General features: G+C 73.8%; 12 protein-coding genes. 10 read left to right on the top strand and 2 right to left on the bottom strand.

Going from position 1 to position 16,102, the window contains the following annotated elements; genetic code table 11:
* Positions 1–168 precede the first annotated feature (168 nt).
* The 7 genes from ACGFQ9_RS02915 to ACGFQ9_RS02885 all read left to right on the top strand — a co-directional run bounded on the left by ACGFQ9_RS02915 (position 169) and on the right by ACGFQ9_RS02885 (position 7,195).
* Positions 169–1,686, top strand: coding sequence for a S8 family serine peptidase (locus tag ACGFQ9_RS02915; RefSeq protein ID WP_393570486.1), 1,518 nt, complete (start codon positions 169–171; stop codon positions 1,684–1,686).
* 174 nt (positions 1,687–1,860) lie between these two features.
* Complete coding sequence (locus tag ACGFQ9_RS02910; protein ID WP_393570484.1) at positions 1,861–2,814, top strand: NmrA/HSCARG family protein; 954 nt, start codon at positions 1,861–1,863, stop codon at positions 2,812–2,814.
* Positions 2,815–2,924: 110 nt separating this feature from the next.
* Positions 2,925–4,823 carry a molecular chaperone DnaK gene (gene dnaK, locus ACGFQ9_RS02905; protein ID WP_393570482.1) on the top strand — a complete coding sequence of 633 codons (1,899 nt, stop codon included), beginning with the start codon at positions 2,925–2,927 and terminating at the stop codon, positions 4,821–4,823.
* Positions 4,824–4,964: 141 nt separating this feature from the next.
* The gene (locus ACGFQ9_RS02900) at positions 4,965–5,429 is read left to right on the top strand and encodes a hypothetical protein (RefSeq protein ID WP_393570480.1); all 465 of its coding nucleotides are present in this window, start codon (positions 4,965–4,967) and stop codon (positions 5,427–5,429) included.
* 135 nt (positions 5,430–5,564) lie between these two features.
* Positions 5,565–6,098 (top strand): type 1 glutamine amidotransferase domain-containing protein, encoded by a 534-nt coding sequence (locus ACGFQ9_RS02895; RefSeq protein WP_393570805.1) that lies wholly within the window; start codon positions 5,565–5,567, stop codon positions 6,096–6,098.
* A gap of 7 nt (positions 6,099–6,105) precedes the next feature.
* Complete coding sequence (locus tag ACGFQ9_RS02890; RefSeq protein ID WP_393570478.1) at positions 6,106–6,609, top strand: hypothetical protein; 504 nt, start codon at positions 6,106–6,108, stop codon at positions 6,607–6,609.
* On the top strand, positions 6,602–7,195 hold the full coding sequence (locus tag ACGFQ9_RS02885; RefSeq protein WP_393570476.1) for a DUF6328 family protein: 594 nt from the start codon (positions 6,602–6,604) through the stop codon (positions 7,193–7,195). Before ACGFQ9_RS02890 ends, ACGFQ9_RS02885 begins: the two co-directional genes overlap by 8 nt.
* Here the strand turns inward: ACGFQ9_RS02885 and ACGFQ9_RS02880 are convergent.
* A complete protein-coding gene (locus tag ACGFQ9_RS02880; protein ID WP_393570474.1) occupies positions 7,159–8,112 on the bottom strand; it encodes a TIGR03557 family F420-dependent LLM class oxidoreductase in 954 nt (317 codons plus the stop codon). The two genes, ACGFQ9_RS02885 and ACGFQ9_RS02880, sit on opposite strands and share 37 nt — an antisense overlap.
* A gap of 46 nt (positions 8,113–8,158) precedes the next feature.
* On the bottom strand, positions 8,159–9,271 hold the full coding sequence (locus ACGFQ9_RS02875; protein WP_393570472.1) for a glutamate--cysteine ligase: 1,113 nt from the start codon (positions 9,269–9,271) through the stop codon (positions 8,159–8,161).
* Positions 9,272–9,603: 332 nt separating this feature from the next.
* Here ACGFQ9_RS02875 and ACGFQ9_RS02870 point away from each other — a divergent pair, with 332 nt between their 5' ends.
* From ACGFQ9_RS02870 to ACGFQ9_RS02860, 3 genes are read left to right on the top strand one after another with little or no spacing between them, the layout of a single operon-like run.
* Positions 9,604–10,512 carry a hypothetical protein gene (locus ACGFQ9_RS02870; RefSeq protein ID WP_393570470.1) on the top strand — a complete coding sequence of 303 codons (909 nt, stop codon included), beginning with the start codon at positions 9,604–9,606 and terminating at the stop codon, positions 10,510–10,512.
* Positions 10,512–12,800 carry a bifunctional serine/threonine-protein kinase/ABC transporter substrate-binding protein gene (locus ACGFQ9_RS02865; RefSeq protein WP_393570468.1) on the top strand — a complete coding sequence of 763 codons (2,289 nt, stop codon included), beginning with the start codon at positions 10,512–10,514 and terminating at the stop codon, positions 12,798–12,800. The genes ACGFQ9_RS02870 and ACGFQ9_RS02865 overlap by 1 nt, the downstream gene beginning before the upstream one ends.
* Before the next feature lie 6 nt (positions 12,801–12,806).
* Positions 12,807–16,064: an ABC transporter substrate-binding protein gene (locus ACGFQ9_RS02860; protein WP_393570466.1), complete on the top strand. Its 3,258-nt coding sequence runs from the start codon at positions 12,807–12,809 to the stop codon at positions 16,062–16,064.
* Positions 16,065–16,102: the final 38 nt, after the last annotated feature.

The following is a 16,102-nucleotide window of genomic DNA, read 5'->3' as shown; positions in this document are numbered from 1 at the left end:
CCCTGCGGCACCGTGCTGTCCAGGCGCGCATCCCCCTGTTCGTCCGTTCCGCGCGTGCTCCGGCACGTGCCGGGCGTCGACCCGTGTCGCAGGGGCACGGGCAATCAGTGGGGGGAGTAGGAACTGATGTTCCCCAGAATTCGGTTACGGCGTGGCACGGCCACGACCGTGGCACTGCTCGCCGCGGCGGCCACCGTCGCGGGCGGTCTCGCGTCGCCCGCCGCGGCGGCCGAACCGGAAGCCGCCGTGCTGTACGCCGGTGCCGCCAACGCGGTGCCCGGCAGCTACATCGCCATGCTCAAGGACACCGGCACCCACGCCTCCGCGCAGAAGGGCCCGGACCTGGCCAAGCGCTACGGCGGAAAGCTGGACCACACCTACGACGCGGCCTTCCAGGGCTTCTCCGTGGAGATGTCGGAACGGCAGGCCCGGCAGCTGGCCGCGGACCCGGCCGTCGCCACCGTCGTGCAGAACCGCCGGGTGAAACTGGACGGCACCCAGCCCAACCCGATCTCCTGGGGCCTGGACCGGATCGACCGCCGCCGGCTGCCGCTCGAGAAGCGGTACGACTATCCGGACTCGGCGGGTACCGGCGTCACGGTGTACGTGATCGACACGGGCGTGCGGATCTCGCACACGGACTTCGGTGGCAGGGCCCGCTACGGCTTCGACGCCATCGACGGGGGCGGCGCCGACGACGGCCACAGCCACGGCACCCACGTGGCGGCGACCGTGGCCGGAAAGAGCTACGGAGTCGCCAAGCAGGCCAAGATCGTGGCCGTGCGGGTGCTCAACGACCAGGGATCGGGCACCACCGCCCAGGTCGTCGCCGGCATCAACTGGGTCACCAAGAACGCCGTCAAACCGGCCGTGGCCAACATGAGCCTGGGCGGGGACCCGGACGTCGCCCTGGACACCGCCGTACGCAACTCGGTCAACTCCGGGATCACCTACACGGTCGCGGCGGGCAACGACAACGAGGACGCCAACGGCCACTCCCCGGCCCGGGAGCCCGCGGCCATCACCGTCGGCGCCACCAACGACATCGACAGCCGGGCCTCCTTCTCCAACTACGGGAAGCTGGTCGACATCTTCGCGCCCGGCGAAAGCATCTACTCGGCGGGCAACTGGTCGGACTACGACGTCCAGGTCAAGTCGGGCACCTCGATGGCCGCCCCGCACGTGGCCGGCGCCGCCGCGCTGTACCTCTCCACCCACCGCACCTCCACCCCGGCACAGGTGGCGACGTACCTGACCAGCACCGCGGCCACCCGCTCGCTGCAGAACATCGGCTCCGGCTCGCCGAACAAGATGCTCTTCACCGGCACGCCGTGGACCCCGGGGCCGCGCTTCTGGAACGGCACCAACCAGACCATCGACGACAACACCATCTGGTCCGCCATCAAGGTCACCAACGTGCCCGGCAAGGCGCCCGCCGACCTCGACGTCGAACTCAACATCAAGCACGAGTGGCTGGCCGACCTGAAGGTGGAGATCCGGGCCCCCGACGGCAGCTGGTACCGGCTCCGTCAGGAAGGCACGTACGACGGCCGGAGCGGCGCCCTCATCGGGATCTTCCGCGTCAACGCCTCCTCCGAGGTCGCCAACGGCACCTGGAACCTGAGGATCCAGGACAAGAGCGACTACTTCGGCGGCTACCTCGACAGCTGGGCCATCGGCTTCTAGCCGGTTCCCCGAGTGACCGAGTGACCGAGTGACCGAGTGACCGAGTGACCGAGTGACCGGTCGACCGGAACGCCGGGCGGGGCGCGTCCCCGCCCGGCGTACCGCTACCGCGCCGCGCCCGCCCGTGCGCATAGAGTGAGCGAAGGTGTGCGTACGGCGACCAAGGGGACGAGCGTGACGTCGAAGAAGATCATCACGGTGTTCGGCGCGACCGGGCAGCAGGGCGGCGGGATGGTACGGGCCGTCCTCGCCGACCCGGACTCCGGCTTCACCGTCCGCGCGGTCACCCGCGACCCCGACTCGGCCCCGGCCCGGGAACTCGCCCGGCTCGGGGCCGAGGTCGTGCGCGGAGACATCGACGACGAGGCCGGCCTCGGCCAGGCCTTCGAACACGCCTACGGCGCGTTCCTGGTGACCAACTTCTGGGAGCACATGTCCGCGGAGCGGGAGAAGGCCCAGGCCGAAGCCCTGGCCAGGGCCGCCGCGCACGCCGGTGTCCAGCACGCGATCTGGTCCACCCTGGAGGACACCCGCGACTGCATCCCGCTCGACGACGACCGGATGCCCACCCTCCAGGGCTCGTACAAGGTGCCCCACTTCGACGCCAAGGCAGAGGCCGACGGGTACTTCACCGAGGCCGGCGTCCCGGCCACCTTCCTGCGGACCACCTTCTACTGGGAGAACCTGCTCGGTGCCTTCGCCCCGCAGCCCGCGGAGGACGGCGCCCGCGAGATCGTCTTCCCGATGGGCGACAAGCGCCTGGCCGGGATCGCAGTGGAGGACATCGGCCGGACCGCGCTGGAGATCTTCAAGCGCGACACCGACCTGATCGCCGCCACCGTCAGCATCGCCGGTGACTACCTCCCGCTCGCCGAGATGGCCGAACTGCTCACCGATGCCACCGGGGTGCCCGTCCGCTACCGCCCGCTGACCCCGGACGCCTTCCGGGCACTCGGCTTCCCCGGCGCCGACGAGGCGGGCAACATGTTCCAGTACTACGCCGACTGCGAGGACCGGTTCACGCACGCCCGCGACCTCGACGCGATCCGCGCCCTGAACCCCGCCCTCCAGGACTTCCGCACCTGGCTCGCCGCCCACGCCGACGCACTCCGCCTCGCCTGGAAGTGAGCACCCGGCCCGGAGGCGGGCACCCCGCCCGGAAGTGACCGCCGGACCGCCGCATACCCGGCCCCGCCCCCGGGAACGCGCCCGGTGACAGGCGCGAGGAGGTGGCGGCGATGGTGCGATCGGTCGGCATCGACCTGGGGACGACGAACTCCGTCGTGGCCGTGCTGGAGGGCGGCGAACCGACCGTCATCCCGAACGCGGAAGGGGCCCGGACCACCCCGTCCGTGGTCGCCTTCGCCAAGAGCGGCGACGTCCTCACCGGCGAGCTGGCCAAGCGGCAGGCGGTCACCAACGTGGACCGCACCGCCCGCTCGGTCAAGCGCCACATGGGCGACCCGGGCTGGCGCTTCCCGCAGGAAGGCGGCATCGACGGCAAGCGGTACACGGCGCAGGAGATCTCGGCCCGGGTGCTGCAGAAGCTGAAACGGGACGCCGAGGCCTACCTGGGCGAGGAGGTCACGGACGCGGTCGTCACCGTGCCCGCGTACTTCAACGACGCCCAGCGCACCGCGACCAAGGAAGCCGGGGAGATCGCCGGGCTGAAGGTGCTGCGCATCGTCAACGAGCCCACCGCGGCGGCCCTCGCCTACGGCCTGGACAAGGAGAACGACCAGACCATCCTCGTCTTCGACCTCGGCGGCGGCACCTTCGACGTGTCCCTGCTGGACATCGGCGACGGAGTGGTGGAGGTCAAATCCACCAACGGCGACACCGAGCTCGGCGGTGACGACTGGGACCAGCGACTCGTCGACCACCTGGTCAAGCAGTTCAGGAACGGCCACGGCATCGACCTGAGCAAGGACAAGATGGCGGTGCAGCGGCTCCGGGAGGCCGCGGAGAAGGCCAAGATCGAGCTCTCCTCCGCGACCGAGACCACGGTCAACCTGCCGTACATCACGGCCTCCGCCGAGGGCCCGCTGCACCTGGAGGAACGCCTGACCCGTGCCCGGTTCGAGGAGCTGACCGAAGACCTGCTGGAACGCTGCAGGGCCCCGTTCCACCAGGCGGTCAAGGACGCGAAGATCAAGGTCGCCGATGTGGACCACGTGATCCTCGTCGGCGGTTCCACCCGGATGCCCGCGGTGACCGAGCTGGTCAGATCGCTCACCGGCAAGGACCCGCACAAGGGCGTCAACCCGGACGAGGTCGTCGCCGTCGGCGCCACCCTGCAGGCCGGTGTCCTCAAGGGCGAGGTCAAGGACGTCCTGCTCCTCGACGTGACCCCGCTGTCCCTCGGCATCGAGACCAAGGGCGGCATCATGACCAAGCTCATCGAGCGCAACACCACGATCCCCACCCGCCGGTCGGAGATCTTCACCACGGCCGAGGACAACCAGCCGTCCGTGCAGATCCAGGTCTACCAGGGCGAGCGCGAGATGGCGGCGTACAACAAGAAGCTCGGCATGTTCGAGCTGACCGGTCTGCCGCCGGCCCCGCGCGGTGTCCCGCAGATCGAGGTCTCCTTCGACATCGACGCGAACGGGATCATGCACGTCACGGCCAAGGACCTCGGCACGGGCAAGGAGCAGAAGATGACCGTCACCGGCGGCTCCTCGCTGCCGAAGGACGACATCGCCCGCATGGTGCACGAGGCCGAGGAGCACGCCGAGGAGGACCGCCGCCGCAAGGAGGCGGCGGAGACCCGCAACCAGGGCGAGCAGCTCGTCTACCAGACCGAGAAACTCATCCGCGACAACCGGGAGCAGATCCCCGCCGACGTCCGGGGCGAGGTGGAGACGGCCATCGGCGAACTGAAGGAGAAGCTGGCGGGCGAGGACACCGGCGCCATCCGGACGGCCGTGGAACGGGCGAACGCCGCCGCGCAGAAGATCGGCACCGCCCTGTACGCCAGGGCGCAGGAACAGTCCGCGTCCGGCGGCGCCCAGGGCGGCGGGAGCGGCACCGGCACCGGCGGCGGGCCGGCCTCCGGAGACGCGGGCGAGGACGTCGTCGACGCCGAGATCGTCGACGACGACGCCCGTGACGACCCGCGGGGCCATGCGGCCTGAAGGCCGGGGGAGTCCCCCGGGCGGACCCCGTCGCGGACCTCGGGGCACTCCGGGTCCGGACCGCCGGACGGCACTACCCGGCCGACAGCTGGGTAGGCGCAGGGCAAGGAACCAGGCGGCACCGAGGACGAGGAGCCTGCCATGACCGGTGACGGCGGTGACGGCCTCTCCGAACGAGAACGGACGATCCTGACCGGGATCGAGCAGGACCTGCGCGGGGACGCGGTCCTGGACCGGCGGCTGCGGACCATGCGGCGCGGAGTACGGCCCTGGGGCCGGACCAGGCACACCCGGCACCTGCGCCACTCCGTGCGCGCGCACGGGATGGCGCTGACCGGGGGACTCCTGGGGATCGTGTCGCTGGGCCTGTTCCTGGCCGCGGCGTCCTCCGGGTCACCCGCCCTCGCCTGGGCCTTCGCCCTGGCCTGGACGGGCACCCTGGCGTGCGGGATCACCCTGGTGCTCAGGTGGTGCCACCGGATGACGGCCTCCCTGGAGTCCGGGGCCTCCGCACCACGGCCACCGGCCGGAGAGGGCACGGACGGTGACGGCGAGAGTGACGGCGGTGACGGTGCCGGCGGGGGCCGCCGGGCACCCCCGGTTTGATCTCGCCCTCCCGGGGAAGACGCGGGGCGGAACATCGCCATGCCGGTGATCGGCCGCGCCTGCGCCGGGACCACCTGACCCGTTGCGCGGCACGGCCCGTCCAGGGGGAGACCCACAGACGAGGACGTGAGCGTGATGAGGGTGGCCTTTCTGATGGCGCCGGTGGGCGTCGAGCAGGTCGAGCTGGTCCGCCCCTGGCAGGCCGTGCGCGACGAGGGCTGGGAGCCGCGCCTGGTGTCCACCAGAGCGGGCACCGTCCAGGCCTACCACCACCTCGACAAGGCCGACACGTTCCCCGTCGACGACGTGGTCGCCGACACCCCGGCCGACGGATTCGACGCGCTGGTGCTGCCGGGCGGCCTCGCCAACCCCGACGCGCTGCGCCTGGACGAGAAGGCCGTCGCCTTCACCCGGCACTTCTTCGGCGCCGGCCGGCCCGTCGCGTCGATCTGCCACGCCGCCTGGACCCTGGTGGAGGCCGACGCCGTACGCGACCGCACCCTGACCTCGTGGCCCAGCCTGGCCACCGACATCCGCAACGCGGGAGGCACCTGGGTGGACAAGAAGGTGCAGGTCTGCCACGCCGCACCGGGCACCCTGATCACGAGCCGCAAGCCGGGCGACCTGGACGCGTTCTGTGCCGCCTTCGTGCAGGAATTCCGGAGGTGAGCCTGCCATGGTGACCGACGAGACGTTCGAGCTGGTGGACGTGGCCCTGCAGTCGGAGGAGCTGGGGCGGCTGACCGTCCCGCTGTCCGCGCCCGCCCCGGGCCCCTTCGAGCTCCCCGAGGGAGCCGTGGTCAGCGTGGCGCTGACCTTCCACCTCCGGGAGGCCGTCGACGGGCTGTGCTTCGTCGACACCCGGCGCCGGGAGGGCCGCGTCGTCGCCCGGACCAGGACCGCGCTCGGCAGCTTCCGGCCGGGCGGCCCGTACGAGATCCTCCTTCCGGCCGAGCGGCTGCCGGTCGGCCGCGCGGAATGCGGCACGTACGAGGTCACCGGCACCTTCGTGGACGCCGAGGGTCGGGAGCTGTCCCAGGAGAGCCACCGCTTCCGGATCGTCCACCAGCCCCGGATCCTGCACCGGCGCCACCACTCACCCCAGGAGCACCCGTACGAAGAGCACCCGCACCACGAGCACGAGTCGCTGGAGCAGCCCCTGGAGAAGCCCAATGCCTGAGCGGAGCGAGGAACCGCCGGCGCCGGGCGGAGACGGCGAGGGGTACCGGGAGAGCGCGGGAGACAGGGCAGGAGACAGGGCAGGAGACCGGGAGGGGACCGGGGACAGGGCGCGGGGAGAGAACGCCCTGCAGCAGGCCGACCGGCGGTGGAACGAGCTGCTGCAGGAGCTGCGCGTGGCCCAGACCGGCGTGCAGATCCTGTTCGGCTTCCTGCTGGCGGTGGTCTTCCAGCCCCGGTTCGCCGAGCTCGGGGACGTGGACCGGACCATCTACGTGGTCACCGTGATCCTCGGCGCGGTCACGGTCGGCGCCCTGGTCGGCCCGGTCTCCTTCCACCGGCTGGTGGCCGGCCACCGGCTGAAGCCGGAGACCGTGGTCTGGGCCTCCCGCATGACCATCGCAGGCCTGGTCTTCCTCTACCTGACGATGGCCTCGGCCCTGCTGCTGATCCTGCGCATGGTGCTGCCCGACGGGCTCGCGCTGTGGCTGATGGTGCTGATGGCGGTCTGGTTCGCGCTCTGGTGGTTCGCCGTTCCGCTGTGGGCACGTCAGCGCATGACCAGGGGCAGCACCGAGTCCCGGTAGAACTCGAAGAACCCCTGCTGCTCGGACCCGATCTGCGAGATGTGCACCCGGTCGAATCCGGCGTCCACGAACGCCTGGAGCCGCCGTGCGTGCTCCTCCGGGTCCGGCCCGCAGGCCACCGCCTCGGCCACCATGTCCTCGGTCACCAGCTCGGTCGCCCGTTCGAAGTGGGTGGGGGTGGGCAGTACCTGCTGGAGCTCGCCGGGAAGCCGCATGCTGGGCCACAGCCGGTGCGCTGTACGGACGGCCTCCGCCCGGTCCCGGGCCCAGCACACCTTCAGGCCGCCGTACGCGGGCCTGCTGCCGTCGGCGCCGCGGAAGCGCCGTACGGCGTCGGCGTCGGGCGCCATGGTGATCAGACCGTCGCCGATCCGGGCGGCCAGGTCCGTGGCCTCGGGCCCGAAGGCCGAGATGTCGATCGGCGGGGGGATCTCCGGCAGGGTGTAGAGGCGGGCGTTCTCCACCGTGTAGTGCCGTCCGCGGTGCGAGACCTCCTCGCCGGTCAGCAGCAGGCGGATGACCTCCACGGCCTCCTCCAGCATCTCCAGACGTACGTCGGCCGCCGGCCAGGATCCGCCGACGATGTGCTCGTTCAGCGCCTCGCCGCTGCCCAGGCCGAGCCGGAACCGGCCCTCCAGCAGCACCGCGGAGGTGGCCGCGGCCTGGGCGATCACCGCCGGGTGCACGCGCACCGTGGGGCAGGTCACGGCCGTCTCCACGGGCAGCCGGCTGGTCCGGGACAGGGCGCCGATCACCCCCCAGACGAAGGGGCTGTTGCCTTGCCGCCCGATCCAGGGATGGAAGTGGTCGGAGATCCACAGGGACCGGAAGCCCGCCTGTTCGGCCTGTTCGGCCTGGCGAAGCAGCTGGGCCGGACGGAAGTCCTCGCACGACAGGAAGTACCCGAACTCGGTCATCGGATCGTCACCACCCGGTGTACCGGCCGCCCTGGGCGGCCGCCGCTCACCCGTCGTGGCCGGAGGTGGCGGAGGCCAGGGCGTCCACCACGCTGGTGAGCCGGCCGCGGCGCTCGTGCACCGCCCGCTGCCGGGCGGCCCCGTCACCCTCGGCCCACAGCCGCCGCAGCAGCTGTTCCGCCAGCGCGAGGTCGCCGGTGGCCTCCAGGCCCGGCGCGGCCTGGGCGAGCAGCAGCTGGACCAGCCGCTCGGTACTGATCTCCTCGCCGGTCAACGGGTGCAGCCCGGTCCCGCGCAGCCCGTCCGTCGCGGCGCAGGCGTGCGCCTGGACCAGCTGCCGGTGCGGCACCGGGGGCGGAGGCGTCCCCTCCGCCACCGCGGGCAGCAGGGACACCGCGAGCCCGCGGACCAGGATCGCCAGCAGCACGACCGTGTCCAGGTCCGCGTTGACGTCCGCGACCCGCACCTCCAGGGTCGGCACGTGCTCGGACGGGCGGGCGTACCAGTAGATCATCTTGCGGTCGAGCAGCACCTGCCGGTCGACCAGGGTCTGTGCGCAGGCCTCGTACCCGGCCTCGTCGGCCAGCAGCGGCGCCGGGCCGGCGGTGGGCCAGCGGCCGAACCGCACCGACCGCCAGCTCGCCATGCCGGTGTCCCGGCCCGAGGAGAAGGGTGAGTTCCCGGCGAGTGCCTGCAGAGCGGGCAGCCAGGGGCGTATGTGGCCGGTGAGGCCGACGGCCTCGCCCCGGTCCAGCGTGCCGATGTGCACGTGGCAGCCGCAGGCCAGCCCGTCCTGGGCGTCCACCAGGGAGGGGTAGCGCCGTGCCATCCGCGCGTAGCGCTCCGAAGTTCCGCTCACGGCCATGGGCCGGTCCGGGGGGCGTACGGGGGTGCCGGACGCGATGATCCGGCAGCCGGCGTCCGCCGCGGCCTCGGCGACGGTCCGCCGCAGCCGGGCGAGCTCGGCGCGCAGCGTGCCGCAGTCGTCGGTGGGCTGGCTGTTGACCTCGATCTGGGCGTTGAAGAACTCGGCGTGGACCTGGTCGCCGAGCACCTCTTCGGCGGAGGAGAGCACCACGGACCCGCGGTCCGCCGGCGCCCCACTGGTCCGGTCGACCAGCAGGAACTCCTCCTCGACCCCCATCGTGAGCAGACTCATGGCAGTACTCCTCGCGACGCCTCGCAGTGCCCCATACGAATACCCCCGGAAGCCCTGCACCACACCCACCCCTCCCGTCCCTCCTGTCCCACACCCCCCCGGAGGGAGCCGGGGCGGACCCCGAGGGGGTATGGGGCGGAGCCTCGAGGGGTATTGGGGGGCGGGGGGCGGGAGGGGCGGGTGCGGAGCTCCGGAGGGGCCGGGGCGGCGCCCCGGTTCCGGGATGCGGTCCCCCTGACGGAGTCTGGGGGAGGGCGAGGTGGGGGGAAAACACCGCGAGTCGTACGGGGCATGTGGGAGCCGGGTCTCCGGAACTTGCTTACGCTGCGGCGATGTTGTCCTACGATCTCTCCGTGGGGGGACAGGGAACACACACACGACGCCGCGCGCCGCGCACCCGCGCCACGGCCGCACTGCTCGCGCTCGCACTCGCAGTCGCACTCGCGGGCTGCTCGGCCGATGACCCGGACGAGGGCGGGGGCAGCAGCCCGAGCCCGACCACCGGCACGTCCGGCACACAGGGCACAGGCACGCCGGGCACACAAGGCACGCAGGCCGCGCCCAGTGCGGGCGGCACGCCCGCCTCCGCGCTCGTTCCGCCGGTCGACGAGGCCAAGCAGCCCAGGACCGCCGCCGAGGCCCGCGCCCTCCTCGACCGGATCCTCCTCGACCAGAAGCACCTCGGGGAGCAGGTCGCCCGCAGCGCCCCCTTCGAGAGCGACCCCGCCCACTGGGCGGTGCTCGACCAGGACTGCGTATGGCAGACCGGCGGCCTCCCCGAGGACGTCCTCGCCACCCGCACCCGCTATTTCCACATCCCCGCCAAGGACGGCCTCGGCATGGTCCGGATCAATGCCACGGTCACCGTCCACCGCACCCGCACGGAGTCCGGCTGGGAGACCGCCCGCGCCATGGAGGAAGTCCTGCGCTGCCCCGACCAGAAGCTGCGCGACGGCGAACAGCTCCAGAAGCTCCTCGGCAACTCCCTCTACTACGGCGAGCAGATGAACGGCTGGACCGAAGACGCCTTCTCCGAGATGGGCGACTACGTCAACGCCGCCGACGGCGGCAAGCCGTACCCCTACACCTGGTCCCAGGCCCAGTACGGACCGGTCACCCTGGCCGTCGCCGTCAAGGGCGCCCAGGGCTACACCGCGCCGCAGCTCCAGGCCTTCGTCGTCCAGGGCACCAGCCACATGTCGCTGCTGGCGAGGCAGGCCCTCGGAAAGGCGGACGGCTGATGCCCCTGGACCGGCTGCACCCCTCGGACCCCTCCCGGATCGCCGGGTACCGCCTGCTCGCGCGGCTCGGCGCCGGCGGCATGGGCATCGTCTACCTCGGCCGTACGGACGACGGCGCGCTCGGCGCGGTCAAGGTCATCCGCGCCGAGTACGCCGACGAGGCCGACTTCCGCGCCCGCTTCCGCCGCGAAGCGGACATCGCCGCCCGGGTCGACAGCCCCTGGGCGGTCCGTGTCCTCGGCGCCGACCCCGACGCCGCCGAACCCTGGCTGGCCACCGCCTTCGTCCCCGGCCCCTCCCTCGCCGAGGCCGTCGCCGCCCACGGCCCGCTCCCGCTGCCCGCCGTACGGATCCTCGGCCGGGCCCTGGCCGCGGCGCTGGAGGTGATGCACGAGCAGGGCCTGGTCCACCGGGACGTCAAGCCGGGCAACGTGCTGCTGGGCATGGACGGGCCGCGCCTCATCGACTTCGGCATCGCCCGCGGTGGCGACCACACCGTCCTCACCTCCACCGACGTGGTCATCGGCACCCCCGGCTTCCTCCCGCCCGAGCAGGCCGGAGGCAGCCCCGCCGAACCGGCCGGCGACGTCTTCTCGCTCGGCTGCCTGCTCGCGTACGCCGCCACCGGCGTCCTGCCCTTCGGCGGCGGCGCCGTGGACGCCGTCCTCTACCGCACCGTGCACGACGAGCCGGAGTTCGGCCCGGAGGTGCTCGCCGACCCCTCGCTCACCGCGCTGCTGCGCACCTGCCTCGCCAAGCACCCCGACATCCGCCCCCGCGCGGCCGAGGTCGCCGCAGCCCTCCCGGAGGACGCGCCGGGCGAGGGCACGGACTGGCTGCCCGACCCTGTCATCGCCACCATTGGCGACCGTGCAGCCGAACTGCTCGCGCTCCCCGGCATCGACGAGACCGCCGCCGACCCGGAAGCGTCCCCCGCCCCGGAAGCGCCGGGACGGGAAGCCGCGGCCGGAGCGGACACCGGCCGGCCCTCCCGCCGCCGGTTCCTCGCCCTGGCCTCCGGAGCCGCGGTGCTCGCCGCCGGCGGCGGCGTGGCCGGCTGGCTGGCCCTCCGCGACGAAGGCCGGCCCAAGAGCAAGGGACCCGGCGGCGGAACCGCCGCCCGCGCGTGGGCGATCGGCGTGCACGCCGACCTGTCCGGCCCGGGGAAGGCCGCCGGGCAGGCCCAGGACCGCGGGGTCCGGCTCGCCGTCGATGCCTTCAACTCGCGCAAGGACAAGCCCTTCACGCTGTCCGTGGTCACCGTCGACGACGGCGGGCGCGCGGACCGCGCGGTGGCGGCCGCGAACGAACTCATCCGCAACCAGGACGTGTTCGCGGTGATCGGCCCGACCGCCAACGCCTCGGTGGCTCCCTGCCTGGAGCTGTACGGCGAGGCCGCCGTGCCGCTGCTCAGTGTGTCCTCGCTGGCAGCGCATTACGGCACCACCGACCAACGCAGCCTTTTCCAACTCGGTCCCATGGCCTCGACACAGGCGCTGGGGGTCGACATCAGCCTGGCCGGGAGGCAGAAGGTTCGCCGGCTGGGGCTGCTCTGTGACCGCAGCGGTGACACGGACGGCTGGCAGACGGTCCAGCTGATCACCCGCACGCTCGGGGCCTTTGCATCAGACGCGACATGCCATAGCCGGGTCGTACCTCGTGGCACGACGGACCTGGAGCCGGTGGTCAAGGACCTGCTCGCCCGGAACATCGACGGGTTCTTCTACGCGGGCGTCCCGGCGAGCGCGGCGAAGGTGGCCGCGCTGCTGGCCGCCGGCGGCTTCAAGGGCCCCCGGGCGCTCGACTACACCATCGCGGGCCCCGAGTTCCTCGCGGCGGCGGGAGCCGCGGCCGAGGGCTGGCAGGCCTTCGCGCCGTACATCGGGCCGGAGGACCCCGCCGTCGCGGAGATGGCGCGGGCGCACCAGGCGACGTACGGCTCCGCGCCCGAGATCTGGACGGCGGAGGCGTACGACGGGGCCCGGCTGGTCATCGACCGGCTGGTGACGGCCGCGGCGGGCGGCACGAACGCCACGCCGAGCGGTGCCGCGAGCCCCACGGCCGGTGGCGGTGCCGGGGCCGCTGCGGGCGGCAAGCGCCCGGCCCGTGCCGAACTGCTGGCGGCACTCGGCCAGGGCACGTTCAAGGGGATCACCAAGGACTTCACCTTCGGGGAGCAGCCGCCCCCACTGCACCGGCAGCTCAAGGGGAACCTGTTCTTCGAGCACCATGTGCAGGGCGGGCGCTTCCGCTACGTCGGCCCGGCCACGCAGGCGATGGCCGGATAGGGCCCGATGCGTCCGCTCACCCCTGCCGATCCCGCCGCGATCGGCGGCCACCGGTTGCTGGGCCGCCTCGGCTCGGGCGGCATGGGCACCGTGTACCTGGGCCGGTCCCCGGCGGGCAACCTGGTCGCCGTGAAGGTGATCCGCGCCGACCACGCGGCGGACCCGGCCTTCCGCGCCCGGTTCCGCCGCGAGGCGACCGCCGCCGGGCGGCTCACCGGACGCTGGGTCGTGCCGGTGGTCGCCGCCGACCCGGAGGCCCGCGAACCATGGCTGGCCACGCCGTTCGTACCGGGCCCCTCGCTGGCGGAGGCGGTCGCCGCGTACGGTCCGCTGCCGGCCGGGACCGTACGGACGCTGGGCGTGCGGCTCGCCGAGGCGCTGGAGCAGGTGCACAGGGCCGGGCTGGTCCACCGGGACGTCAAACCGGCCAACATCCTGCTCGCCCTGGACGGCCCGCGCCTGATCGACTTCGGTATCGCCCGGGAGACCGGATCGACCGCGCTGACGTCCGCGGACGCCGTGGTGGGCACCCCGGGCTACCTGGCGCCCGAGCTGGCCAGCGCGGGGGCTCCGGCGCCGGAGCCCGCGAGCGACCTCTTCTCGCTCGGGTGCGTCCTGGCGTACGCGGCGACGGGCCGAGCCCCGTTCGGCGGCGGCCATCCCGCGGCGGTGGTCTTCCGCACCATCCACGAGGAGCCCGAACTGGGCGACGTGCAGGAGGAGTTGCGACCGGCGATCGCGTCCTGCCTGGCGAAGGACCCCGCAGCCCGCCCGACCCCGGCTGACCTCCGGACCCTGCTGGGCGCCCTGGATGCCCCGGACAGCCGGGATGCCTCGGACGGCTGGAATACCCCGGACGGCCGGGACACCTCGGACCCCGCCGAACCGGCCGACGCCGCTCCACGAGACGCCGTGCCGGAGGACGCTGCCCCGGAAGACGCGGTCCCGCAGCAGGCTGTCACGCACGCGCACGATGGGGAGGACACCCCCCAGCCCCAGCCCGGGACGCCCGCAGGGACTCGGCCGGAGCGCGTGCCCCGGCCGGAGCCCGCGCCGTTGGAGGCCCGCCCGTCACAGCAGGAGTCCGGAGCGCGGTCGGTTCCGGCCTCCGGGGCGGCACCGGAGTGGTCGGCGGCGCGGGAGTCGGAGCCGGAGAGGGAGCCGGCGCCGAAGACCGAGCCGGAGCCGGCGTCCGGGCCTGCGCCGGATGCCGTGCTGCCTCCCGCTCAGCCGCCCGACTCCGAGCCGGAGCGAGGGGCCGCGCCCCCCGCCGGTCCCACCGCACCCACCGCCACGCCCGGTCCGGCTCCGGCCCGCTCGGAGTCCCCGTCCGTACCCGCCCCGCCCGAAGCACCGCCTGCCGCTCCCGCGACACCTCCGGCGGCCGACGCTCCCACGGCCGTCCGTCCGGCTCCGGTGCGCTCCGAACCTCGGGCGCCGGATACCGCCGTGCCGGCCGGCCCACAGCGGCCGCCGGCCGCTCCGGCCAGCCGTGCGCCGCTATCGGGCCCGCCCGCCGTACCCCCCGGTGCCGACGCCCCCACGGCCGCGAGCCCGGAGGGTCCGGCGTCGTTTCGGGAACGGCTCGCCACCCCGGTCCCGCAGTCGACCGCCTACACGCCGACCGAGACCAACACACCCGCGGTCCCCGCCACAGCGCGCCCTGGCACCTCGGGCCCTGCCGAAACGGCGGCCGTCTCCGGCGTCGGCCCGTCAGGTGTGCCCCCTACCGGGCCGAGTACGGCAGCCGGGGCGGTCGCCGATGCGGCCCCGCCGGCCGTCGTCGGCGAGCCGCGTGCCGTGACGGCACCTGGGCCGGGCGCGGGCGCGGGCGAAGTGGCCGTCGGAGCCCTTCCGGCTGTGCCCCGGGGCACAGCCGGACCGGCAGAGGACTGGCTGCCGCCCGGGCTGCGGCGGTTGATCACCGAGCGGTCCACGCGTGCGCTCGACCTGCCCGCGCCGGAGGTCACCCGGGCGGACGGCGGCCGGGACGGCGGCGCGGACACGGAAGCGGAGGCCGAGGCGGGGGAGGTCCCGCGGAAGGGGCTCAGCCGGCGGCGGTTGTTCGCGTTCGGCGGGGCCGCGCTGGCGGCGGCCGCCGTGCCCGCCGTACTGCTCCGCGGCGGCGGTGAGGAGCCCGGGGCAGCCACGGGAACCCCGACGGCCCGGAACCTGCCCACCCTCACCCTCGGCCTGCAGGCCGACCTGACCGGCCCCGGCAAGGCCACCGGCCAGGCGCACGAGCGGGGCGCGCGGCTGGCCGTGGAACGCCACAACGCCCGCCCCGACGCCCTGTTCCGGCTCGCGCTGAAGGTCGCCGACGACGCCGGCGACGCCGCCCGCGCGGAGCGGGTGGCCCGGGAGCTGGCGGCCGATCCGGCCGTCACCGCGGTCCTCGGCCCGACCTGGGACGCCGCCCTGACGACCGTCGCGGGCATCTGCGCCGCCGCCGACCTCGCCCTGCTGCCGGTGTCGGTCGACAGCCCCGAGAACGCCGCGTCCACCTGGCAGACGCTCTGCCTGACCCGCCCCGCCGACGTCCAGATCAGCTTCCCGGTCATCCACTACCTCTCGCAGGTGCGGCCCTCGCCCCGCACGGCCGTGGTCGAGGACGAGGCCGGCGGCGCGACCGCCTGGCGGATCAGCCAGTTCCTGCAGCAGGCCCCGCCCGCCCGGGGCACCGTGACGGTCCATCGGGTCCCGGCGGCCGGCAGCGGCTCCGACATCGGCGCGGCAGCGGCGGCCCTGACGGCGGCAGGGGCCGATGCCGCCGTCCTGACCGCGATCTCACCCGAGCGTGCCGCCCGGTTCGCCCGCGCGCTCGCCGACGCCGGGTTCCGCGGGCCCCGCGTCGGCCTCCAGCACGTCATGGAACCGGGCTTCCTCAGCACCGCCGGCCGGGCAGCCGAAGGCTGGGTGTTCGGCGCCCTGTTCACCGACCCGCTCGCCGTCCCCGCCGCGGCCGAGTTCACCGCCGCGCACAGGAAGGCGTACGGGGCACCGCCCGCCCGCTGGGCCACCGAGGCGTACGACGCGGTCGGCCTGGCCGCCACCGCCCTCGCGGCCCTGACGGAGGGGGCTCGCGACCGGGCGGGCCTGTCCCGCCGGATCTTCCGCACCGCCTACGAGGGCCTGGCCAAGCCCATCGAGCACAACCCCGACTCCCGTGCACTCATCGACGGCCGGCTGGGACACCTCTACAAGGCCGAGTCGGGCGCGTACCGCTACCTCGGCCTCTACGCCGACGTCCGCTCCGACACCTGAGCCCCGTCCGGCCGGACCACCTCGCACATCGTGGGGCG

Origin of the sequence: Streptomyces sp. NPDC048603, from assembly GCF_043199475.1 — a bacterium.
Lineage (GTDB): Bacteria > Actinomycetota > Actinomycetes > Streptomycetales > Streptomycetaceae > Streptomyces.
The sequence above is the reverse complement of the archived record's forward strand: the minus strand, read 5'-3'. Positions and strand labels throughout refer to the sequence as shown.

Coding starts and splice junctions, on each gene's coding strand:
- ACGFQ9_RS02895 (WP_393570805.1), top strand. CDS start 5,565: ATGAGGGTGGCCTTTCTGATGGCGCCGGTGGGCGTCGAGCAGGTCGAG.
- ACGFQ9_RS02890 (WP_393570478.1), top strand. CDS start 6,106: ATGGTGACCGACGAGACGTTCGAGCTGGTGGACGTGGCCCTGCAGTCG.
- ACGFQ9_RS02870 (WP_393570470.1), top strand. CDS start 9,604: ATGTTGTCCTACGATCTCTCCGTGGGGGGACAGGGAACACACACACGA.
- ACGFQ9_RS02900 (WP_393570480.1), top strand. CDS start 4,965: ATGACCGGTGACGGCGGTGACGGCCTCTCCGAACGAGAACGGACGATC.
- ACGFQ9_RS02875 (WP_393570472.1), bottom strand. CDS start 9,271: ATGAGTCTGCTCACGATGGGGGTCGAGGAGGAGTTCCTGCTGGTCGAC.
- ACGFQ9_RS02865 (WP_393570468.1), top strand. CDS start 10,512: ATGCCCCTGGACCGGCTGCACCCCTCGGACCCCTCCCGGATCGCCGGG.
- dnaK (WP_393570482.1), top strand. CDS start 2,925: ATGGTGCGATCGGTCGGCATCGACCTGGGGACGACGAACTCCGTCGTG.
- ACGFQ9_RS02860 (WP_393570466.1), top strand. CDS start 12,807: ATGCGTCCGCTCACCCCTGCCGATCCCGCCGCGATCGGCGGCCACCGG.
- ACGFQ9_RS02885 (WP_393570476.1), top strand. CDS start 6,602: ATGCCTGAGCGGAGCGAGGAACCGCCGGCGCCGGGCGGAGACGGCGAG.
- ACGFQ9_RS02880 (WP_393570474.1), bottom strand. CDS start 8,112: ATGACCGAGTTCGGGTACTTCCTGTCGTGCGAGGACTTCCGTCCGGCC.